Source organism: Providencia sp. PROV024, from assembly GCF_032709665.1.
Taxonomy (GTDB): Bacteria; Pseudomonadota; Gammaproteobacteria; order Enterobacterales; family Enterobacteriaceae; genus Providencia; species Providencia huashanensis.
Genome location: NZ_CP120545.1, coordinates 1,098,772 through 1,120,910, shown reverse-complemented (window position 1 = coordinate 1,120,910; position 22,139 = coordinate 1,098,772). Strand labels below are relative to the sequence as shown.

18 protein-coding genes and 4 tRNA genes are annotated in these 22,139 nt (G+C 41.1%); 2 read left to right on the top strand and 20 right to left on the bottom strand.

Going from position 1 to position 22,139, the window contains the following annotated elements; all coding sequences use genetic code 11:
- Positions 1 to 255 precede the first annotated feature (255 nt).
- From tyrA to ffh, 7 genes are all read right to left on the bottom strand, one after another.
- A complete protein-coding gene (tyrA, locus tag P3L56_RS05070) occupies positions 256 to 1,377 on the bottom strand; it encodes a bifunctional chorismate mutase/prephenate dehydrogenase (RefSeq protein WP_042848676.1) in 1,122 nt (373 codons plus the stop codon).
- A gap of 13 nt (positions 1,378 to 1,390) precedes the next feature.
- Positions 1,391 to 2,485 carry a 3-deoxy-7-phosphoheptulonate synthase gene (locus P3L56_RS05065; protein ID WP_042848677.1) on the bottom strand — a complete coding sequence of 365 codons (1,095 nt, stop codon included), beginning with the start codon at positions 2,483 to 2,485 and terminating at the stop codon, positions 1,391 to 1,393.
- Positions 2,486 to 3,464: 979 nt separating this feature from the next.
- The gene (gene rplS / locus P3L56_RS05060) at positions 3,465 to 3,818 is read right to left on the bottom strand and encodes a 50S ribosomal protein L19 (protein WP_042848679.1); all 354 of its coding nucleotides are present in this window, start codon (positions 3,816 to 3,818) and stop codon (positions 3,465 to 3,467) included.
- 41 nt (positions 3,819 to 3,859) lie between these two features.
- Positions 3,860 to 4,624 (bottom strand): tRNA (guanosine(37)-N1)-methyltransferase TrmD, encoded by a 765-nt coding sequence (trmD, locus tag P3L56_RS05055; protein ID WP_042848680.1) that lies wholly within the window; start codon positions 4,622 to 4,624, stop codon positions 3,860 to 3,862.
- 38 nt (positions 4,625 to 4,662) lie between these two features.
- Entirely contained in the window at positions 4,663 to 5,208 is a 546-nt protein-coding gene (gene rimM, locus P3L56_RS05050; RefSeq protein WP_042848681.1) for a ribosome maturation factor RimM, read from the bottom strand.
- An 18-nt stretch (positions 5,209 to 5,226) separates the two neighbouring features.
- Positions 5,227 to 5,475 carry a 30S ribosomal protein S16 gene (gene rpsP / locus P3L56_RS05045; RefSeq protein ID WP_042848682.1) on the bottom strand — a complete coding sequence of 83 codons (249 nt, stop codon included), beginning with the start codon at positions 5,473 to 5,475 and terminating at the stop codon, positions 5,227 to 5,229.
- Positions 5,476 to 5,611: 136 nt separating this feature from the next.
- Positions 5,612 to 6,973 carry a signal recognition particle protein gene (ffh, locus tag P3L56_RS05040; RefSeq protein ID WP_272686170.1) on the bottom strand — a complete coding sequence of 454 codons (1,362 nt, stop codon included), beginning with the start codon at positions 6,971 to 6,973 and terminating at the stop codon, positions 5,612 to 5,614.
- Positions 6,974 to 7,361: 388 nt separating this feature from the next.
- Between ffh and P3L56_RS05035 the strand changes: the two genes are divergently transcribed.
- Together P3L56_RS05035 and P3L56_RS05030 are read left to right on the top strand one after the other, a co-directional pair.
- Entirely contained in the window at positions 7,362 to 8,153 is a 792-nt protein-coding gene (locus tag P3L56_RS05035; protein ID WP_272686169.1) for an inner membrane protein YpjD, read from the top strand.
- 39 nt (positions 8,154 to 8,192) lie between these two features.
- Positions 8,193 to 9,479: a CNNM domain-containing protein gene (locus P3L56_RS05030; RefSeq protein WP_042848685.1), complete on the top strand. Its 1,287-nt coding sequence runs from the start codon at positions 8,193 to 8,195 to the stop codon at positions 9,477 to 9,479.
- Positions 9,480 to 9,567: 88 nt separating this feature from the next.
- Here the strand turns inward: P3L56_RS05030 and luxS are convergent, their stop codons facing one another.
- The 13 genes from luxS to aroL all read right to left on the bottom strand — a co-directional run bounded on the left by luxS (position 9,568) and on the right by aroL (position 22,026).
- A complete protein-coding gene (luxS, locus tag P3L56_RS05025; RefSeq protein ID WP_042848686.1) occupies positions 9,568 to 10,083 on the bottom strand; it encodes an S-ribosylhomocysteine lyase in 516 nt (171 codons plus the stop codon).
- Between the two features lie 154 nt (positions 10,084 to 10,237).
- Positions 10,238 to 11,797, bottom strand: a complete 1,560-nt coding sequence (gene gshA / locus P3L56_RS05020; RefSeq protein WP_042848687.1) for a glutamate--cysteine ligase — start codon at positions 11,795 to 11,797, stop codon at positions 10,238 to 10,240.
- A 183-nt stretch (positions 11,798 to 11,980) separates the two neighbouring features.
- A tRNA-Arg gene (locus P3L56_RS05015) sits at positions 11,981 to 12,057 on the bottom strand.
- Positions 12,058 to 12,150: 93 nt separating this feature from the next.
- Positions 12,151 to 12,227, bottom strand: a tRNA-Arg gene (locus tag P3L56_RS05010).
- A gap of 139 nt (positions 12,228 to 12,366) precedes the next feature.
- Positions 12,367 to 12,443 (bottom strand) — tRNA-Arg (locus P3L56_RS05005).
- A 10-nt stretch (positions 12,444 to 12,453) separates the two neighbouring features.
- Positions 12,454 to 12,546, bottom strand: a tRNA-Ser gene (locus tag P3L56_RS05000).
- Positions 12,547 to 12,982: 436 nt separating this feature from the next.
- Complete coding sequence (csrA, locus tag P3L56_RS04995) at positions 12,983 to 13,168, bottom strand: carbon storage regulator CsrA (protein WP_004264815.1); 186 nt, start codon at positions 13,166 to 13,168, stop codon at positions 12,983 to 12,985.
- 228 nt (positions 13,169 to 13,396) lie between these two features.
- Positions 13,397 to 16,024, bottom strand: coding sequence for an alanine--tRNA ligase (alaS, locus tag P3L56_RS04990; RefSeq protein WP_042848688.1), 2,628 nt, complete (start codon positions 16,022 to 16,024; stop codon positions 13,397 to 13,399).
- Between the two features lie 325 nt (positions 16,025 to 16,349).
- The gene (gene recA, locus P3L56_RS04985; RefSeq protein ID WP_048608224.1) at positions 16,350 to 17,417 is read right to left on the bottom strand and encodes a recombinase RecA; all 1,068 of its coding nucleotides are present in this window, start codon (positions 17,415 to 17,417) and stop codon (positions 16,350 to 16,352) included.
- A 92-nt stretch (positions 17,418 to 17,509) separates the two neighbouring features.
- Complete coding sequence (gene pncC / locus P3L56_RS04980; protein ID WP_048608226.1) at positions 17,510 to 18,025, bottom strand: nicotinamide-nucleotide amidase; 516 nt, start codon at positions 18,023 to 18,025, stop codon at positions 17,510 to 17,512.
- A gap of 14 nt (positions 18,026 to 18,039) precedes the next feature.
- Positions 18,040 to 19,242: a lysophospholipid transporter LplT gene (gene lplT, locus P3L56_RS04975; protein WP_042848691.1), complete on the bottom strand. Its 1,203-nt coding sequence runs from the start codon at positions 19,240 to 19,242 to the stop codon at positions 18,040 to 18,042.
- A gap of 1 nt (position 19,243) precedes the next feature.
- Entirely contained in the window at positions 19,244 to 21,391 is a 2,148-nt protein-coding gene (gene aas, locus P3L56_RS04970) for a bifunctional acyl-ACP--phospholipid O-acyltransferase/long-chain-fatty-acid--ACP ligase (protein ID WP_042848693.1), read from the bottom strand.
- 137 nt (positions 21,392 to 21,528) lie between these two features.
- Positions 21,529 to 22,026 carry a shikimate kinase AroL gene (aroL, locus tag P3L56_RS04965; protein ID WP_042848746.1) on the bottom strand — a complete coding sequence of 166 codons (498 nt, stop codon included), beginning with the start codon at positions 22,024 to 22,026 and terminating at the stop codon, positions 21,529 to 21,531.
- Between the last annotated feature and the right edge of the window lie 113 nt (positions 22,027 to 22,139).

The window sequence follows — 22,139 nt, the reverse complement described above, 5'->3', positions numbered from 1 at the left end:
TATCATTTAAATCGATCGATTTATAAATATCAATTTTAAAAATTGATTAATTTAGAATTAAATAGTGGATAACTTGCTTTTTGAGAAGCTAAGGATATTATTCGAGAGAAACTACAGAAGTAAGTACAATTACTTATTTTAAATAAATAATCAGAATTAGATTGTCTAAAATTAGTATTTGTAAGGCATAACAATGCATTCGCAGAAGAAATAAAGCCTCCTACCGCAAGAAATACGATAGAAGGCGAGGAATGATTATTTACGGTTATCGTTCGCTCTTTGCAATAACGACTGACTTTCTTTCATAAAATGGTGGGCATCTTCACCAAACCATTCACTAACATGATTAAATTGGCGAATAAATTCCGCTTTATCTTTGCTTTCAAGTAAGTCAATTGAGTTTCCTAACAACTGATGGTAACGACGGATCAACTCAACATTTTCTTCAGAAGACATAATGATATCTGCGTATAGCTGCGGGTCTTGCGCGAATAACCGCCCAACCATCGCTAATTCTAAGCGATAAATAGGTGACGATAATTCAAGCAATTGCTGCAAGTCGATATTTTCTTTCGCTAAATTTTGCCCATACGTAAAGGTCGTAAAATGACGTAACGCTTGGATAAAGCTCATGTTTTTATCGTGTTCTTTTGCCGAAATTTCTTTCAGTCTAGCTCCCCAAACTAATAGCTGCTCAAGGAACCATTGATAAGATCCAGCACCACGGCCATGACAATAGGCAAAGACCTGCTTCGCAACACTACCAATATCAGGACCAAACATTGGGTGAAGCCCCAATACTGGCCCATCATGAGCCGCTAACATAGCGTCTAGTGGTTGCTGCTTAATAGAAGCGATATCCACTAAGATTGTGTCTTTGTCTAGTTTGGGTAATTTGTTGATCACTTGAACCGTCAAATGAATAGGTACACTCACCATTACTATACTAGCGCCCGCGACAATCGACTCGGCCTTAGACCAATCATTTTCAGTTAATGACTTAACTTGATAGCCCGATAAAGTGAGGAGACGATGAAATAACCGCCCCATTTTTCCATCGCCACCGACAATGACTATCGGCCCTGCTGATGGGTTCAATGTTTTGAACCCTTTATCATTTTCACGAGCATAGGACTCACGCATGACCCGCCGAAGAATATCCTCGATAAGATCAGGAGGGACCCCCATTCGCTCAGCTTCAGCACGACGAGCAGCTAACATGCTTGATTCACGTTCAGGCACGTATATTGGTAACCCATGTAAGCTTTTTACCTCACCGACCTCAGCAACCAATTGCAGCCTTTTTGCCAATAAATCTAATAAAGATTTATCAACCTCATCAATTTTTTCCCGTAAATGGGATAATTCAGCAGACATACCAATACCTTGATCAGCTCACTTTACTCAGTTTTTGTGCGCGTTGTTCTAGCACTGGTAGCAGTGCTTGATGCAAATTGCGCAATACAGTTTCTGTTGTTTGCCAATTAATGCAAGCATCTGTCACAGAGACGCCGTATTTCATCATATCACGTGCTTGTTCAGACGTTTGATTACCTTCATTAATATGGCTTTCTAACATAATACCTGTAATTGACTCATTACCATTAACAATTTGTTCAATAATTGAATCAACAACCTGTGGCTGACGGCGGTAGTCTTTATTCGAGTTGCCATGGCTACAATCCACCATTAACGATGGTGCTAAGCCCGCTTTTTTCATTTCAACTTCACAAGCTGCAATATCTTCAGCTTCATAGTTAGGCTTTTTACCGCCACGTAATATAACATGGCCATTACTATTACCTTTTGTGTGTAATAAACACACTTGACCAGATTGGTTAATCCCCATAAAACGGTGAGGCATAGCAGCAGCTTTTAATGCATTGATTGCCGTAGATAAACTACCATCAGTTCCGTTTTTGAAGCCAACAGGCATAGATAAACCAGATGCCATTTCACGGTGAGTCTGAGATTCTGTTGTTCTAGCACCAATTGCAGACCAGCTAAATAAATCCCCTAAGTATTGTGGATTATTAGGGTCTAATGCTTCAGTTGCTAATGGCAGCCCCATATTGACTAAGCTGGTTAATAAATCACGAGCAATATGTAACCCCTTTTCCATTTCAAAAGAACCGTCCATGAATGGGTCACTAATTAAACCTTTCCAACCTACTGTAGTACGAGGTTTTTCAAAGTACACGCGCATCACAATATATAAGCTATCACTTAATTCTTCGGCTAATTTTTTCAGGCGCTCACCATATTCAATAGCGGCATCCACATCATGGATTGAGCAAGGACCACATACCACGAGTAAGCGAGGATCACGTTGGTGAATGATGTCGGCAATCACTTGGCGCGATGTCGCAATGGCATGCAGGCTGCTGTGACTCAGCGGATATTTCTGTTTCAGACTCTCAGGAGTAATTAATACCTGCTCATCTTGAATATTCACATTGTTGAGTACATCTTTTTGCATGATCATTTTTTACCTACTTATTAGCTTATATTTGCTTAGTTTATTGTTTACATATTGTGTTTGGGTGTATGGCTAATAACATACCATGCATCGTAAACAATTCAATCCATTTGTGTAAAATATTTCCATATGTGTAAACAATAATTTACATATGTTCAATTTATTGATAATTATATCAATTTACATAAAATTAACATTTATAGTATTTAAATCAGAGTTCAACACCAATTTTTAGTAAATATTTATTTACAGATTAAGAGATTAATCTCTCAGCTATATTCTAAATAGTTCGAGGTGTAGCAAGGCGGCAAAGGAATGAGGCGCTAGGAGCATACACAAGTATGTGACTAGTGCGAATGAGTGCTGCCAATACAACTACAACTTGAGATAAACTCTCTCAGCTATATTCTAAATAGTTCGAGGTGTAGCAAGGCGGCAAAGGAATGAGGCGCTAGGAGCATACACAAGTATGTGACTAGTGCGAATAAGTGCTGCCAACACAGCTAGGACTTAAGATAAACTCTCTCAGCTATATTCTAAATAGTTCGAGGTGTAGCAAGGCGGCAAAGGAATGAGACGCTAGGAGCAAACACAAGTACGTGACTAGTGCGAATAAGTGCTGCCAACACAGCTAGGACTTAAGATAAACTCTCTCAGCTATATTCTAAATAGTTCGAGGTGTAGCAAGGCGGCAAAGGAATGAGGCGCTAGGAGCATACACAAGTATGTGACTAGTGCGAATGAGTGCTGCCAATACAACTACAACTTGAGATAAACTCTCTCAGCTATATTCTAAATAGTTCGAGGTGTAGCAAGGCGGCAAAGGAATGAGGCGCTAGGAGCATACACAAGTATGTGACTAGTGCGAATGAGTGCTGCCAACACAGCTACGACTTGAAATATGACGAATATAGTGACAAATATAAAAAGGCCCGCATCTGCGGGCCTCTCTCATAACATAACTTTCGGATGTAGCGAAAGCGTATTACTTGGCGTTCAGACGCTCTTTGATACGAGCTGCCTTACCAGAACGCTCACGCAGGTAGTACAGTTTAGATCTGCGAACAGCACCACGACGTTTAACAGCAATGCTATCTACGACTGGAGAGTGAGTTTGGAATACACGCTCAACACCTTCGCCGTTAGAAATTTTACGAACAGTGAATGCAGAGTGCAGACCGCGGTTACGAATAGCGATAACCACGCCCTCGAATGCCTGCAGACGTTTTTTAGAGCCTTCAACGACCCATACCTTAACTTCCACGGTGTCACCCTGACGGAACGAAGGTACGTCCTGCTTCATTTGCTCGTCTTCAAGTTGTTTAATAATATTGCTCATAATAACTCTCTTACCCTAGGTAAACTGATATGTTTAGACAATTAATTGTCTGGATTCATTTGTTGCTCGGACTGATATTCATTTTGGAATTCAGTCAGCAACATCCTCTGCTCGTCAGTCAGAGCTAGGCTTTCCAGAAGCTCAGGTCTTCTAAGCCAGGTACGACCAAGTGATTGTTTCATGCGCCAACTATCTATTTTGGCATGATTCCCTGAAAGCAGTACCTCAGGAACTTGCATGCCATCTAACACTTCAGGGCGGGTATAATGTGGACAATCTAACAAGCCATCAGCAAAAGAATCTTCTTGTGCAGAAGCTTGATGACCAAGTACCCCCGGAATAAACCGCGAGACTGAGTCTATCAACACCATAGCAGGGAGTTCCCCACCACTGAGAACGTAATCACCAATTGACCATTCTTCGTCAACTTCGGTTTGAATAATACGCTCATCAATACCTTCATAGCGACCACAAACAAGAATTAGCTTCTCATTGGTTGCTAGTTCGCAAACGCCGTCTTGACTTAATTTGCGCCCTTGAGGTGAAAGATAAATAACCTTTGCACCAACACCGGCCTCAGTTCTTGCTGTGTTGATTGCATCCTTTAAAGGTTGAACCATCATCAGCATACCTGGACCACCTCCATAGGGGCGATCATCGACTGTTTTATGCCTATCATGGGTAAAATCCCTAGGATTCCAGCACTCAACAGTCAGCAGGCCATTTTTCACTGCCCGACCAGTTACCCCGTACTCGGTTATTGCGCGGAACATTTCGGGAAACAGGCTAATTACACCAATCCACATAATTTCGTCCCACTTATCAAAACCGTTCAACCGGAGATTTAAAAACCAGGATCCCAATCCACTTCAATAAGTTTGGCATCGAGATCGACTTTCTTGATAACCTGCCCATCAAGAAACGGAACTAACCGCTCCTTGATGCCAAATGCATCTTTTAAATTCGCCTTAATAACTAGTACATCATTTGAACCAGTTTCCATCATGTCAGTAACAATACCAAGGCCATACCCTTGTAACGTAACAACTTGGCAACCCATAAGGTCTTTCCAGTAGTATTCGTTTTCTAACTCAGGAAGTTGGGTTGAATTCACCGCAATTTCAAAGTTAGTCAAGAGTGCTGCTGCGTCGCGGTCATCGACCCCACCCAGCTTAACAATGATATCCTTGTTATGATGTTTCCAATCTTCAATTTCAATGTGTTGCCATTGACCTGAACGTTGGATAAACCAAGGCTGATAATCAAAAATACTTTCAGCATGTTCGGTGGACGAAAAAACTTTGAGCCAACCGCGAATACCGTATGCTGCACCTAATTTGCCCAATACAATTGGGTTTTCAGGTGGCAGTAACTTAGTTTGCTTGCTCATTGTTACCACCGTGACAGATTAAGCTACTTTCTTAGCTTGTTTGACCAGTTGTGCAACACGGTCAGAAATAGTTGCGCCTAAGCCAACCCAATGCTCAACACGGTCCAGATCTAAACGCAGTTCTTCTGCTTGACCTGCTGCGATCGGGTTGAAGAAACCGATACGCTCAATGAAACGACCGTCACGCGCATTGCGGCTATCGGTTACAACGATTTGGTAGAACGGACGTTTTTTAGCGCCGCCACGAGATAAACGAATTGTTACCATAACATCCTCATTAGTTAACAAAACAACCAGACTCCATCGAGGGATAGAGTCCGGCTGTCATATAAAAAGCCCGAAAAGTTTACTCACTTTGACGCAAAAATCAATCAAAAGTACGTTTTGTTTGAGGCTTTATTGTTTAACGCCCCGGAAAACCCGGAGGCATCATACCCTTCATACCGCGCATCATCTTGGCTAAGCCGCCTTTTTTCATTTTCTTCATCATGCGCTGCATATCATCAAATTGTTTTAAGAGGCGGTTCACCTCTTGTACTGTTGTACCAGAACCTGCTGCGATACGACGTTTACGTGAACCTTTAATAATTTCCGGTTTCTCACGCTCTTTACGCGTCATAGAATTAATCATCGCTTCCATTCGAACAGTGATTTTATCATCCATTTGCGATTTGACGGCATCAGGTAATTGGGACATCCCCGGCATTTTACTCATCATACTCGCCATGCCGCCCATATTACGCATTTGCTTTAATTGGCTCAGGAAGTCATTTAAATCAAAGCTATCACCCGTTTTTAGCTTTTTCGCTAATTTTTCAGCTTCATCACGGTCAACTTTATGTTCGATCTCTTCAATCAGAGAAATCACATCCCCCATACCAAGGATACGGGAAGCGACACGCTCAGGGTAAAAAGGCTCTAAGGCATCAGTTTTTTCACCAACCCCTAAGAATTTAATTGGCTTGCCTGTGATAGCACGGATTGACAGTGCCGCACCGCCTCGAGCATCCCCATCAACTTTGGTTAATACAACCCCTGTCAGTGGTAATGCTTCATTAAACGCTTTTGCAGTATTTGCCGCATCTTGACCTGTCATTGCATCAACGACAAATAAGGTTTCAACGGGTTTGATAATGCGGTGAACTTCTTGGATTTCCTCCATCATCGCTTCATCAACGTGTAAACGACCGGCGGTATCCACTAACAACACATCATAGAATTGTAACTGTGCATGTTTTAATGCTTTTTGTACGATGGCTGCGGGTTTTTCCTGTGCATCGGAAGGGAAAAAATCAACCCCAACAGATTGAGCTAATGTTTCTAGCTGTTTGATCGCCGCAGGGCGATAAACGTCAGCTGAGACCACCAGTACCTTTTTCTTTTGTTTTTCTTTTAAATGCTTACCAAGCTTGGCAACACTGGTCGTTTTACCCGCACCTTGCAAGCCGGCCATTAAGACTACCGCAGGCGGTTGCGCAGATAAATTAAGCTGATGGTTTTCATCCCCCATCGACCTAGTCAGTTCATTTTGAACAATTTTAATAAATTCTTGGCCAGGTGTTAGGCTTTTATTAACATCTTGACCAACAGCACTTTCTTTGACTTTTTGAATAAATTCACGGACAACTGGCAAAGCAACGTCTGCTTCCAGTAAGGCCATGCGAACTTCGCGTAATGTGTCTTTAATATTGTCATCAGTAAGGCGTCCCCGCCCACTGATATTGCGCAACGTGCGCGATAGTCTGTCAGTTAAATTATCAAACATATGTCTTAGCTCAATTCTGTTGATGGGCCGATGCTCAGCCTGATCTGGTTGCTAATACAGCTAATTTCAAGTGTATTGGTTATAACGACTTGAATTATAAGTATCAATCCTTTCATAATCATGAAAGAAAAACCAACGCTAAAATAATTCGGGCAAAATAATTATGCTATTGTAACATGCCCATTGTTTTTTCGCTGCCCCCTGTTTGAAACTGATGATACAGGTTATTATGGTTCTAATTTATGGTGATAAATCAAATCAGTTGGCGCATGAAGTGCTATCAACAACGAATATGCTGTGATTAGCCCGTCCAATGGTTGGAGCCTACACCCGTACAAGTTATACTATGTAATAACTTTCCACTAACCAAGAACAACGACACTATACTATGCCCGTATTTGCAGTCATAGCAGTTTGTACATACATGGTCAGTCTGCTACTGATCGTCCCCGGTCAAGTGCGTAAGCAGCTATTCTATCGTCGCCTAGCGATTTTGCTTGCTGTTATTGCGTTAGTGACTCATGCAATAACACTGAAATTACTTATTTTCAGTGAGGCCGAGGGGCAAAATCTCACACTGTTGAATCTAGGTTCTGCGGTTAGCTTGCTTATGTGTGTGATTATGACCGTTGTGGCTTATTGGGGAAAAGCCTGGTACTTAACTCCGATTGTATATAGTTTTGCTATCATTAATTTAATGTTATCCACCATCATGCCCGGTGAGTTTATTACTCATCTAGAAGCGAGCGTCCCTCTATTCGTTCATATCGGCTTAGCTTTATTGAGCTATGCAACGTTGCTCATTGCAGCGTTATATGCTCTCCAAGTGGCGTTGATTGACCACCAATTAAAAAATAAAACCTTAAAATTTAGCCCAGATATGCCACCCATGATGGTTGTAGAACGCAAGATGTTTCATATCACTCAGGTTGGTGTGATTTTGCTTACATTAACCTTATGCACAGGCTTTATTTATATGGATAATATTTTTGGTAAAGAAAATATCCATAAATCAGTATTATCTGTTATTGCTTGGTTTGTTTATATTACTTTGCTTTGGGGGCATTTCCATGGTGGATGGCGGGGTAAACGCGTGTTGTTTTTCCACGTTGGGGGCTCCATTATCTTAACAATGGCTTTTTTTGGTAACCGCCTTATACAGGAATTTATAATATTTTGACAACTAAACCACCATTAGCCTCATATAAGGAACCTTGTTTTGGATGATGTGTCTACCAGTACGCTAATCATCATATTGATTGTTTTAATTTTTATGTCGGCCTATTTCTCTGCTTCCGAAACAGCGATGATGACATTAAACCGCTATCGTTTAAAACATTTAGCAAAACATGGCAATAGCTCTGCGATCCGCGTCGAAAAATTACTCAAGCACCCCGATAAACTCTTAAGTTTAGTGCTTATTGGCAATAATTTAATCAATATTGTCGCCTCTGCATTAGCGACGATTATTGGCATGCGTTTATACGGCAATGCCGGTGTAGCAATGGCGACGGGGATTCTAACATTTGTGATCCTTATATTTGCCGAGGTTATGCCTAAAACACTCGCTGCGCTGTATCCAGAAAAAATTGCGTTTCCTAGCAGCTACCTTTTAAAGCCACTACAAGTCATTATGATGCCGATTGTGTTGGCATTTAATACCATTTCAGCCTTGTTGTTACGTTGTATAGGTATACGGTCGCTAACTGCCCGTACGGATGCCGTCAACAAGGAAGAATTGCGGACCATTGTTAACGAATCAAAGCATAAAATTAGCCGTCGCAACCAAGACATGCTGATTTCAATATTGGATTTAGACAAAGTCACCGTTGGCGATATTATGTTGCCAAGAAATGAAATTGTGGGCATTGACGTAAATGATGACTGGAAATCAATTATTCGACAGCTAACGCATTCACCTCATGGACGTATAGTGCTTTATCGTGATTCCCTTGATGATTCCATTGGTATTTTGCGTGTTCGAGAAGCCTATCGTTTGATGATGGAAAAACGCGAATTCAACAAGCAAAATCTGATTAAAGCAGCTGATAATATCTATTTCATCCCGAATAGTACGCCACTTAATATTCAACTTGTTAATTTTCAGCATAACAAAGAAAAGCTAGGCATCATTGTTGACGAATATGGTGAAATTCAAGGTCTTATTACTGTCGAAGATATCTTAGAAGAAATTGTAGGGGACTTTACAACATCTATGTCTCCATCACTAGCTGAAGAGGTTTTGCCACAAAGTGACGGTAGCGTACTTGTAGACGGTTCTGCCAATATCCGTGAGCTAAATAAGGCATTCGATTGGAATCTCCCTATTGATGGCCCTAGGACGGTTAATGGCATGGTATTAGAGGTGATAGGTGATATCCCTCAACCTGAAGAGCAAATCGTGGTAGGCCATTACCTTATCGAGGTATTAGTCATGAGCGAAAATATTGTTAAGCAAGTCAGGATAACCCCTCTGGCATTTAGCTCCCAAATCCCAGACCTTTAATTTAAACTGCCACTCTTAGCTCACAACCTAAAAAGAGCCAGATATTGGCTCTTTTGTTTTATATATAGATCAACTAAAAAATAGATAACTAGACGTGCAGTTGCTCTAGTTTGTCTGCTGGTAACGCTAATTCATCATTTTTATTGATACCAATCTCGGAAGCGAGAACATTACGTGCAATTTGTTGCGCTTCTTCTAATGAATGCATTTTATATGTACCACACTGATATACATTCAATTCAGGAATTTTGTTTTGATCTTCAACCTTCAAAACATCTTCCATTGCCGCTTTCCACGCATTAGCAACACGCTGCTCCTCTGGTTGGCCGATTAAGCTCATATAAAAACCTGTACGGCAGCCCATTGGAGAGATATCAATAATTTCTACACCATCACTGTTGAGATGATCACGCATAAAGCCTGCAAATAAGTGCTCTAAAGTATGCGTTCCTTTCTCTGTCATGGCTTCTTCATTTGGCACGGTAAAACGTAAATCAAACACTGTGATAGTATCATCATTCGGTGTTTTCATGGTTTTTGCCACACGTACAGCAGGCGCTGACATGCGAGTATGATCGACAGTAAAGCTATCTAATAATGGCATTTTGTGACCTCCTCAAAAATATAAAAATTATTTCTAAAAATAAATGAAACTATTTTGAAAATGCAGAGTCTGAAATATTGAAAGACGCGCAATTTGTTATCATCCCTAATTCTCTAAGAGATTTTTATTTGGCCACCTAGTGTGGCCATTTCTTTTAGCGTCCTGCATGGATGCGCAGATAGTCTTCAAAGCTTTCAGTTTCACTTTGCTCCATCTTTGCTTGCTTCTCAATTGAAGCTAACCGTGCTTGTTCAAATTGCTCTTCAGTAATCACTTCATAAGGTTCATTAACTAACTGTTCAAAATACTTCTCAGCTAATTCTAGCCCATAACCACCAATGCCTTTTTCCAACATCTCATCCATAACGAGCGCTGAGTATGTCAGTGTTGGATCTTCAAACATGGCAACAAACTGGTGGCAAGCTTCTTGATACCTTTCATCACAGCAAGTATCAAGCACTTCAGCAACCCGAATTAAATCATTAAATAATTGCTGACCAACCTCAACTAATGGTTTGACTTCACTACCACAACCAAAACCAATCACTTGTCCAGGTTTACGCCCTTCAAGGATCACCCTGTTCCAATTTTGGCGACAGCAATCAAGCTCTTGAGCATTCATTTCAGGTGCATCTGCAAGCACACACCATATTAAGAATAGATCAACAAACCGAGCTTGTGTTTCATTTACCCCAATTGCACTGAACGGGTTGATATCCAGTGAACGAACTTCAATATACTCAATACCACCACGCATTAGAGCATCTGAAGGTGATTCATTACCTTTAGGTACACGTTTCGGCCGTATAGGGGCATACAGCTCATTCTCTATCTGTAATACATTCGTATTTAACTGAACATATTCGCCATCTTTTTTTACTCCTAGCTTTTCAAACTCAGCCGAAGGTTTATGAATGGCTTTTTTCAAGTTTTCTATATATTCATCCAGTTTATTGAACGTAATATTTAGATCACTTTGCGACTTATTTGTATAGCCTAGGTCACTCATGCGCAGTGATGTCGCATAAGGTAAGTAATAAGTGCCACAATCTGTTTTATCAAATGATAACGCTGTGTCTCTATCCTTTAAGAAAGAGCCACAAATGGCTGGAGATGCGCCGAATAGATACGGAATAACCCAACCGAAGCGGTAATAATTTCTGATCAGACGTAAATAGCCCTCTGAAATTTTTTCCTTACCGCTTTCTTCATCTTTTACACCAGCCCAAGCCTGCCAAAATTCAATTGGCAAAGAAAAGTTATAATGCACCCCTGCTATCGTTTGCATTAGCGCACCATAACGATTTTTTAAGCCCTCTCGATACAGGGTTTTAAAACGCCCGACATTAGAAGAACCATATTGAGCAAGAGTGATTCTATCTTCACTTTCAATAAAGCACGGCATACTGAGCGGCCACATTCTTTCATTTTTAAGTTGGCGCGCAGTATAACGATGTAAGTCCCGAAGAAAGGCCAAATTATGGCTGATGCTTTTATCTACAGGAGTAATAAATTCGAGTAAGGACTCCGCAAAATCTGTCGTGATCCATTTATGTGTTAAAGCTTTTCCCAGCCCTTCTGGATGCAATGTTTCAGCTATCGCACCTGTTGGGGACACACGCAATGTTTCGCGCTCAATACCACGTTGAATTCCATTTAGTGCTTCTGGGTGCGCCTCTAACCATGAGAGCGCTTTTGATACGTCCGGGATCAAATCGACCTCCCGCCTGTGATGTTAATTTATTTTATTGAGGCAATTACTTTAGCTTAAATCACATAAATTGTCGCTGTCTAGATGTGTGGTTTATCGAGGATTACATACAAAGATATTAGGTGAATGGCATTTTTTCTAATTTTAGGCAAAAAAAAACTCCTCAAAGTGAGGAGTTTCTAATGATGGTGCATCCGGGAGGATTCGAACCTCCGACCGCTCGGTTCGTAGCCGAGTACTCTATCCAGCTGAGCTACGGATGCAAAATTATTTCGATTATAAATCGATGTTCCAATAACTTTTTATGAATTAGATTAAAATGTATTATTGATATGCTAAATTTAGCAACTAAGAGATGGTGCATCCGGGAGGATTCGAACCTCCGACCGCTCGGTTCGTAGCCGAGTACTCTATCCAGCTGAGCTACGGATGCATGTTTAGTGCAAGACTGATTTTTATCTCAAAATTTTTATCAACTACTAAAAACTAACTTCTAAGTTACTGCATGTTTTGGTTTTCAATATTCTAGAACCAAAACAAAACCCCATCAGATACTCTTATAGGGTTAAAGATGGTGCATCCGGGAGGATTCGAACCTCCGACCGCTCGGTTCGTAGCCGAGTACTCTATCCAGCTGAGCTACGGATGCATATCTAAAATGGCGGTGAGGGAGGGATTCGAACCCTCGATGCAGCTTTTGACCGCATACTCCCTTAGCAGGGGAGCGCCTTCAGCCTCTCGGCCACCTCACCATATTTTAGTTACACACGATTTGTTTTTTCAAACATCTCGTTGCTGTGTGGCGCACATATTACTTTCCTAGACTTAGAAGTCAAACAATTTTTCCAAACTTTTTGCATTCCGTAGTCTGTTTGCACATTTCACAAGCAAGATGATTAGTTTAGCACCGAAAAAGATCTTTTTCAGCCCTTATCTCACTAAGTTTATAAACAAAAAGCAGGAAAAAAAATGATGATAGCACTCAACAAAAAGTATATTTTTTAGCCAAGTGAAAAATAGACATGCAATAAAAAAATGAATCGAGCACGATGAAAATTAATGCTCAGCAAAATACAGTCGCTAAACACCAAAAAAACTGCATATTAGATTAACAAAAGGGAATAATAGAATAGGAAAGACAAGCGTCCATTCTTGCTGTGTGGTCAATCATTGGACGCTTCTTTTTTATTATTGATTATCTGGTTGAGTTTTTTCAGCCTGGATCCGTTGATAAATTTCTTCACGGTGAACAGAAACTTCTTTTGGGGCGTTAACACCAATACGAACTTGGTTGCCTTTGACACCCAATACAGTAACTGTTACCTCATCGCCTATCATGAGTGTTTCACCAACTCGACGAGTCAGAATAAGCATTCTTTGCTCCTTGAAATATTAAAAGAGTCGGGTCTTTAGGTATCCCCCGCTATTGTCCATCACACACCGTGAAAACGTAAAGCAATGATATTCACCTAAAGCATTGATGCCATCAATGCAAGCATTCTAATTATTTACAAGCAAAATATAACACTACAAGCGATACATTAACAATGCCGCAACAGCTTAAAGTTGCCTCATATTTTAATGAGGCAACTTTGTCGACGCTTATAGCCGTGATTCAACCCATTCTTCGACACTTGCCATCGCAGCAGGTAATGCATTCACGTCAGTACCCCCTGCCTGTGCCATGTCTGGTCGCCCACCACCTTTACCGCCAACCTGCCCTGCAATAAAGGAAATCAAGTCACCTGCTTTAACTTTAGCAGTTAAATCATTAGTCACCCCAACGATCATACTGACTTTATCACCACTTGTTGTTGAAAGCACGATAATCGCAGATTTCAGCTGGTTCTTGAGATCATCTACCATAGTTCTCAGTAGCTTAGGATCAGTATTGCTCAATTGAGTCACTAACAACTTGATGCCTTTCACATCTTTCGCTTTACTACCTATTGAAGCACTTTCTTGCGATGCTTGCTGATCTTTTAGTTGCAAAATTTCTTTCTCGAGCTGACGAGATTTGTCTAATGCAGCTTTAACTTTTTCCACAAGACTATTGGAGTCACCTTTTAATAGGTGAGCAATTGCTGAAAGTTGCTCGGATTGATTGTGAATATTTTCAATCGCCATCGCCCCCGTTGTTGCTTCGATACGACGAACGCCAGCAGCAGTGCCTGATTCGCTAAGAATACGGAATAAACCAATATCCCCAGTTCGACTAGCATGTGTACCACCGCATAATTCAATAGAAAAATCCCCCATACTCAAAACGCGTACACGTTCTTCATATTTTTCACCGAATAATGCCATAGCGCCTTTCGCTTTAGCTCCCTCTAAATCCATCAACTCAGTTTCAATTTCTGAGTTTTTTCGGATTTGAGCATTCACAATATCTTCTACCTGACGTAGCTCTTCCTGTGTCATCGCTTCAAAATGGGAGAAATCAAAACGGAGATATTTATCGTTAACCAATGAGCCTTTTTGTGACACATGCTCACCCAATACCTGACGTAATGCAGCATGAAGTAAATGTGTCGCTGAGTGATTTAAGCGGATAGCATCACGCCTCGCGCTATTAATCAAAGCAGTAATACGATGGTTAACAACTAATGTACCTGACTCTACTTTACCTATGTGGCCAATCGCTTGGCCGTATTTTTGAGTGTCTGTTACATTAAAGCTTGCACTGTCACTATTTAAATAACCAGTGTCACCCACTTGCCCACCGGACTCTGCATAGAATGCAGTTTTATCTAGGATAACCAACCCTTCTTCACCCTCTTTAAGGGTATCAACAGGTTGACCATCTTTATACAAAGCCGTGATTGTTGCTTGTTGCTCATCGTATTGATAACCAGAGAATTCGCTACGCTTATCAACTTTGATTAATGAGTTATAATCTGCGCCAAAACCGCTCGATTCTCTAGCACGACGACGTTGGTCTTCCATCGCATGCTCAAAACCTTGCTCATCGACTTTAATATTGCGTTCACGGCAAACGTCCGCCGTTAAATCGATAGGGAAGCCATAGGTATCATATAAACGGAATGCAGCCTCACCATCAAGCGTATCGCCTTTTAGGGAAGCAAGTTCTTCGTCTAATAATTGCAAACCGCGTTCTAAAGTACGAGCAAATTGTTCTTCTTCAGTTTTAAGAACTTTTTCTACCATTGCTTGCTGACGTGCAAGCTCATCCGCAGCAGAGCCCATCACGTTAATTAGTGGAGCAACTAATTTGTAGAAGAAGGTATCCTTTGCACCAAGCATGTAACCGTGACGCACTGCTCGGCGAATAATACGCCGTAAAACATAGCCACGCCCTTCATTTGATGGAATGACACCATCACTAACAAGGAATGCACAAGAACGAATGTGGTCAGCAATAACACGCAATGATTTATTTTCCAAATCAGTTGCCCCTGTTGCTTTCGCAGCAGCAGCAATGAGTTCGCGGAAAATATCAATCTCATAGTTAGAATTTACGTGTTGAAGTACCGCAGAAATGCGTTCTAAACCCATCCCTGTGTCGACTGAAGGTTTTGGCAGTGGCTCCATAGTACCGTCTGATTGACGGTTAAATTGCATGAAGACAAGGTTCCAGATTTCAATATAACGGTCACCATCTTCTTCAGGGCTCCCCGGAGGACCACCCCAAATATGCTCACCATGGTCATAGAAAATCTCTGTACATGGACCACAAGGGCCTGTATCACCCATTTGCCAGAAGTTATCTGACGCATATGGTGCACCTTTATTGTCACCAATACGAATAATACGCTCAGCTGGAACACCAATTTCTTTGTTCCAGATATCATACGCTTCATCATCTGTCGCGTAGACAGTTACCCACAGCCTTTCTTTTGGTAAATTAAACCACTCTTCGCTAGTTAATAGTTCCCAAGCAAAGCGGATAGCATCATGCTTAAAGTAATCACCGAAGCTGAAGTTACCTAGCATTTCAAAAAATGTATGGTGGCGAGCGGTATAACCCACATTTTCTAAGTCGTTATGTTTACCACCTGCTCGAACGCAACGTTGCGCAGTTGTCGCTCGGGAATATGCTCTCTTATCCAGGCCAAGAAATACATCTTTGAACTGGTTCATCCCTGCGTTTGTGAACAGTAGTGTAGGGTCATTATTTGGCACTAGCGAACTGCTGGTGACCACTTGATGACCTTTCGTATGAAAAAAGTCGAGAAACGCTTGACGGATCTCAGCGGTGCTTTTACTCATATTTATCCCGATATCAAGCTGGAAACAGAATTACGAATTGTTGAGATGGTATGTAACATCACCTCTAATCAACTCTCCGATTAAAAAGTGACTGATAAGATAAAGTCTCTTTATGCAGAAGTAAAATATAGATACATCCATTAGCAGCTTTCATTGTAAAGCGTCTAGATATTTTCTGAAAGCATGTTTATACCCCGCGCTGGGGTATTTTTCCACAGAAAAACTGTTCGATAAACTATTAATGTAATAGGCCAAAATAAAAATGGCGCCCCCTTATGAAAGGTGCGCCACTAATTTAGATGATAATCAAATAGTTACACTTGAATTAAATTTCTTCTGGTGTTTCTTCTTCATCAGAACCACTGACGAAATCTTCCGCAGCGCTACTAAATTCACCAGTATGATTTAATAACATTTCGCGTAGTTTCGTATCAATTTCCTGTGCTATTTCAGGATGCTCTTTTAAATAAGTTGTTGAGTTAGCTTTACCTTGACCGATTTTGTCCCCGTTATAGCTATACCAAGCACCCGCTTTTTCAATTAATTTATGTTTTACACCTAAGTCAATAAGCTCACCGAAGGTGTTAATCCCTTCACCATAAAGAATTTGGAATTCAGCTTGTTTAAATGGTGCTGCGACTTTATTTTTCACAACTTTAACACGGGTTTCGCTACCTACAATTTCTTCACCGTTTTTCACCGCACCGATACGGCGAATATCTAAACGGACAGATGCGTAGAATTTCAATGCGTTACCACCTGTAGTGGTTTCCGGATTACCAAACATAACACCAATCTTCATACGAATTTGGTTGATAAAGATCAGTAAGGTATTTGACGTTTTTAAATTCCCCGCCAATTTACGCATTGCTTGGCTCATCATACGGGCTGCTAGACCCATATGAGAATCACCAATCTCGCCTTCAATTTCAGCTTTAGGTGTTAACGCAGCAACAGAGTCAACGATAATGACATCAACCGCCCCTGAGCGTGTTAATGCATCACAAATTTCAAGAGCTTGTTCACCTGTATCGGGTTGTGAACATAATAAGTTATCAATATCTACGCCTAATTTTTTCGCATAGATAGGGTCTAAGGCGTGCTCTGCATCGATAAATGCGCAAGTTTTACCACTGCGTTGTGCCGCAGCAATAACCTGTAAAGTTAATGTTGTTTTACCCGAAGCTTCAGGACCGTAGATTTCAACAATACGACCTAATGGCAAGCCACCAGCGCCTAATGCAACATCAAGGGATAAGGAGCCTGTTGAAATCGTTTCAACATCCATAGAGCGGTCTTCACCAAGACGCATAATGGAGCCTTTACCAAATTGTTTTTCAATTTGGCCTAATGCTGCTGCAAGTGCTTTTTGTTTGTTTTCATCAATAGCCATGATTACTCCCTAAGTGCAATGGCTTGACCACTGCGAATAAAACGATTGAATTGGGTTTGTTAAAATTAATTATACTGTATAATCATACAGTATCAAGAAAATTTTTCATTTAACAACTTTAAAAGTGTTTCTAGGACATAACCCGTTGATTGTAAACGAACTTGGTTTCTATCCCCTTGGAATACACAGTGCTGTGTTGTTACGGTTATGGTTTTATCAGCCTGTTTTTTAGCAAAACCAAACCAGACTGTCCCAACAGGCTTTTCTATACTACCGCCGTCGGGGCCGGCAATTCCACTGATTGAAACAGCAAAATCGGCCCTCGCTTCCCGCAATGCCCCTAAAGCCATTTCTGCGACAACTTGTTGGCTTACTGCGCCATATTGTTGTAAAGACTCCTCTTTAACACCAATCATTTGGTGTTTGGCTTCATTGCTATAAGTGACGAAGCCACGCTGGAAGTAAGCTGAGCTCCCTGCGATATCGGTCAATACCTTAGCAACCCAGCCACCAGTACAAGATTCAGCAGCGGTGACTGTTTTACCTTGTTCTGTTAATTTCTGACCAATTTGAATACTCAATATTTCGAGTTGCTTCTCATCTATCATGATGCTACCTACCTTTACTTCATTTTTTTACGAGCGCGATCCCAAACCCACAAACCCGCAATAGCTATCGCAAATACAGCACCAAAACCAATCCCTGCATTCACTACTGACAAACCAGCTTTAATTGCCAAAGAGTACAAGCCTAACATAATTAGCATTGCACTGTTTTCGCCTAAGTTTTGCACAGCAATGGCATTCCCTGCTCCAACAGTCTCTTTCCCCTTTTCTTGAAGTAATGCATTAAGTGGAACCACAAATAAGCCACCAAATACCCCAAGTATTATCAGAATAAAATATGCTGGAATAATATTAGTTTGCAATGAGAGTAAAACCACCATGATACCGATGATAACCCCAGCAGGAATACAACGATAAACCGTTTTTAAGGTAATAAATTTAGCAGCAAGCCCCGCTCCAACGACAATCCCTATAGCAACCATCGCATTGAGGATTGTTGGGGTTGTGTTGTCTTGTAAGCCTAAAGCGACAGGTACCCATGCCACTAATAAAAAACGTAAGGTGACACCCGCCCCCCAAAATAAACTGGTCCCCACAAGTGAGAAGCGACTTTCTTGGTTAGACCATAGAATACGGCAAGCACCGAAAAAATCAGTCACTAATAGTTTAATATTCCAGCCTTTGCCTGGCCGTGCAGCCACTAGCGGTGGGATAAAGAAATTGGCAATAACAGCTAATGCATACAATACAGCACAAGTTCCGAGCGCTAATATAAGGTTAATATCGGAAAGCACCCCACCGACCACTGAGCCCACTAGAATAGCCGCGATTGTCGATGCTTCCATAACTCCATTTGCTTTAACAAGGTTATCTCCCCCTGTTAATTCCCCTAAAATACCGTATTTAGCAGGGGAATAAGATGCAGCGCCTACCCCCACTAGACCATAGCAAAGGAAAGGGTTTAACCCCAAACAAATACCAAGAGCCCCAATAAATTTAAAAATGTTAGAAAACAACATTACGCGCCCTTTTGAGAACCTATCGGCGATTTGCCCTACAAAAGGTGCCAGTACAATATAAGTAAATACAAACACCATTTGCAGAATAGGATGGCTCCACTCAGGGTAAAACTCTGCTTTAAGCTGTGCAAGTATTGCAAATAATAATGCATTATCAGCAAATGCAGAGAGGAATTGAGACGCCAATACGGCTTTCATTCCTCGGCTCATTAATGGCGCATTTTGCATGCTTTCTTGCATATTATTCATCCTTTAACGCCATCTGTTTTAGTGTAACAAAGTCCGTTTTACCACTTCCCAAAACTGGCAGTTCTTTTACTAAACGAATGTCACGCGGGACAGCTAATTCAGTTAAGCCTTTGCTTTTCGCTGCCGCAGACAATGCGCTGCGGTCTAATTCTTTATCTGTCGTGAATAAAACAAGCGCCTCACCCTTACTACTATCAGGCTTAGTGACAACGCCATGATTCTCATTTGGTGAAATACCCGCGACCATTTGTTCAATACTTTCAAGAGAAACCATTTCCCCTGCAAGTTTTGCAAAACGCTTAACACGACCTTTAATAGTACAGAAGTTTTGATTGTCTAAAGTAACGATATCACCCGTGTCATACCAGCCATCTTCTAATTCACCTTGCTCATTTTCCGCTTTAGGCGTTTCTAAGACACCAGGGGCTTCAACACGTAAATACCCCTTCATGATATTTGGCCCTTTTAGCTGTAATTTCCCCCCCTGTTCAATACCTGGGATAGGGATAATCCTCGCCTCCATTTCGGGTAAAATTTGACCTACTGAACCTTCTTTAGCGGCCATTGGTACGTTAATTGAAACGATAGGAGCACATTCAGTCACCCCATACCCTTCAAGGATACGAATACCAAATTTATCAAACCAGATTTTTTTAGTTTTATCAGAGAGCTTTTCAGCGCCAGCAACGACATAGCGCAAACGTGCAAAATCATACTGATGCGCAAAACGCGCATAATTACCTAAAAATGTCGAAGTCCCAAAAAGCACTGTACAATTTTTGTCATAGACCAATTCCGGAATGACTCGATAGTGCAAAGGGCTTGGATAAAGAAACACTCGGCTTCCTGAAAATAGAGGAATGAACAAACCAACAGTTAGACCAAATGCATGGAATAATGGTAATGATGACATAAAACGGTCACGAGGAGTGAAGTCAGCAATGGTCTTAATTTGCTCAACATTCGCCATTAAGCTCCCGTGGCTATGAACCACCCCTTTCGGTGTTCCCTCTGACCCTGAAGTGAATAGCACGATCGCTTCATCTGTCGTTTTGCGCGGGATAACGGCTTTACGTGGATTAAATAAATGCTTAACAATCCAAAGTTTATCTTGCCATGTCACTGTATCTTTTAAATCTTCAAGGTAAATCCAGTTAGCTTCAGTAACTTGCTCGGGAATATGCGTTAAATGACCTTTTTCTAAAAATTGGCGAGAGGTAAATACGACAGTGGCTGCAGATGCTTTTAATGCATTACTGATCCCATGGCTTCCCGCAGTATAATTCAGCATCGCAGGGACTCGTCCCCTCATTAGGGCCCCAAAAATAGCCGCAGCCGTAACTGTTGTATTTGGCAATAATAAGCCTACACGCTCATTTTCATGGGTATAACGTTCTATAATACGCCCGACTCCCAGAGCTTTTTTCAATAAGCTTTGGTAGGAGTCTTCTTTAAAAGCGATATCTTCAATACAGGGCGTATATCGACCAAACTTATGAACACTTTGAATAAACTCTTCGACCAATGTGACTTGGGGCAAACAAGCCATACGCGCAGATTTCATAATTTGGTACAAATGCTCTCCAGCTAAGGCTCGGCGCTCAACAGCTCGAGGGGCTTGAGGCATAGGAATGCTTTGTGCAGGCAAAATATGTAATGTGATTTTTGGGAACCATTTTAATGGAATAATGCCTTTTAACCGACCAAAGTGACTGCGCTCCGCACCTTCAATACGAATAGGAACAACTTTTGCCTCCGACTTTGCAGCAACAAATGCAGCCCCTTCATAGATTTTCATTAAAGAACCATGCACAGTAATACGCCCTTCTGGAAAAATGACGATTGGGCGCCCTTTTTCCACCTCTTTAACAAGGTGACGTATCCCTAAAGGGTTAGCAGGGTCAAGAGGAACAATATCCGCATAAGGTTTAAGACGCTTCACCATTTTTGGTGTCGCAAATGATGAATACACAGCAAATACAGGTTTTACAGGTAAAAAAAGTGCAATCAAAACACCATCAAGGAAAGAAACATGATTGGGTGTAATCAAGCATTTATCTTGATTAAATTCTTTTGCATCACCGGTAACTTGGACGCGAAATAAAAATTTAAGTATTGCCTTGATGATGTTTGCCAACATAATGAATCCCTATATTATGATTATGTTTTATATGCAAATAAGTGAAGTATTTCCGTTATCATACCTATCTTACTTAGCTCTGCTCTTTCTACTAAGCGGTATATTCCGAAAACGTACTTTACTGATACCTAATTAGTTTAAGTCAAATCATTAAGTTGCGCGATAATATCATCAATGGATTGTGTGGCATCAATAACATGGTGTGCCGTCGCACGGTAGATAGGTTCTCTTTGCTGCATAACTTCTTCAATTTCTTCAACTAATGATTTGCCTGTTAAGCTTGGCCGCTGGTCAGCTTGTGGCTCTGCGGCTAGGCGTTTAGCTAAAACGTCAGGCTTAGCATTTAAATAAATCACTGTCCCGTTATCACGCATGATCTTCTGGTTTTCCTCAGCAAGAACCAGCCCGCCCCCTGTTGAAACAATCGTTTTATCTTGAAGAATTGATTTTAACGTTTCCGTTTCTAATTGACGAAAATATTCCCATCCGTACTGTTCAACAATTTCTGCTATCGTTTTACCTGCTCTTTCGAGTATCAATTTATCTGTATCAACAAACTGGTAGCCTTTAGATTCGGCCAATTTTTTACCAATTGTCGTTTTACCCGAACCTCTTGGACCGATAATGTAAAACATTAATTTCCACCCCATCATCATGAATACTAAGCAAAACTGGTTATGTATCTGCTTATGAAAGTTGCCTAATGCGGCAAATAATAAAAAATAAAGCCACACAAGTGTGGCCTATT

Bases quoted from the DNA above. Each gene is read 5' to 3' on its own strand.
- P3L56_RS05065 (WP_042848677.1), bottom strand. From the start codon at position 2,485: ATGATCATGCAAAAAGATGTACTCAACAATGTGAATATTCAAGATGAG.
- aroL (WP_042848746.1), bottom strand. From the start codon at position 22,026: ATGTTTTACATTATCGGTCCAAGAGGTTCGGGTAAAACGACAATTGGT.
- pncC (WP_048608226.1), bottom strand. From the start codon at position 18,025: ATGATAGATGAGAAGCAACTCGAAATATTGAGTATTCAAATTGGTCAG.
- csrA (WP_004264815.1), bottom strand. From the start codon at position 13,168: ATGCTTATTCTGACTCGTCGAGTTGGTGAAACACTCATGATAGGCGAT.
- luxS (WP_042848686.1), bottom strand. From the start codon at position 10,083: ATGCCATTATTAGATAGCTTTACTGTCGATCATACTCGCATGTCAGCG.
- trmD (WP_042848680.1), bottom strand. From the start codon at position 4,624: ATGTGGATTGGTGTAATTAGCCTGTTTCCCGAAATGTTCCGCGCAATA.
- lplT (WP_042848691.1), bottom strand. From the start codon at position 19,242: ATGCAAGAAAGCATGCAAAATGCGCCATTAATGAGCCGAGGAATGAAA.
- rimM (WP_042848681.1), bottom strand. From the start codon at position 5,208: ATGAGCAAGCAAACTAAGTTACTGCCACCTGAAAACCCAATTGTATTG.
- rpsP (WP_042848682.1), bottom strand. From the start codon at position 5,475: ATGGTAACAATTCGTTTATCTCGTGGCGGCGCTAAAAAACGTCCGTTC.
- aas (WP_042848693.1), bottom strand. From the start codon at position 21,391: ATGTTGGCAAACATCATCAAGGCAATACTTAAATTTTTATTTCGCGTC.
- recA (WP_048608224.1), bottom strand. From the start codon at position 17,417: ATGGCTATTGATGAAAACAAACAAAAAGCACTTGCAGCAGCATTAGGC.
- ffh (WP_272686170.1), bottom strand. From the start codon at position 6,973: ATGTTTGATAATTTAACTGACAGACTATCGCGCACGTTGCGCAATATC.
- P3L56_RS05035 (WP_272686169.1), top strand. From the start codon at position 7,362: ATGCCCGTATTTGCAGTCATAGCAGTTTGTACATACATGGTCAGTCTG.
- tyrA (WP_042848676.1), bottom strand. From the start codon at position 1,377: ATGTCTGCTGAATTATCCCATTTACGGGAAAAAATTGATGAGGTTGAT.
- rplS (WP_042848679.1), bottom strand. From the start codon at position 3,818: ATGAGCAATATTATTAAACAACTTGAAGACGAGCAAATGAAGCAGGAC.
- alaS (WP_042848688.1), bottom strand. From the start codon at position 16,024: ATGAGTAAAAGCACCGCTGAGATCCGTCAAGCGTTTCTCGACTTTTTT.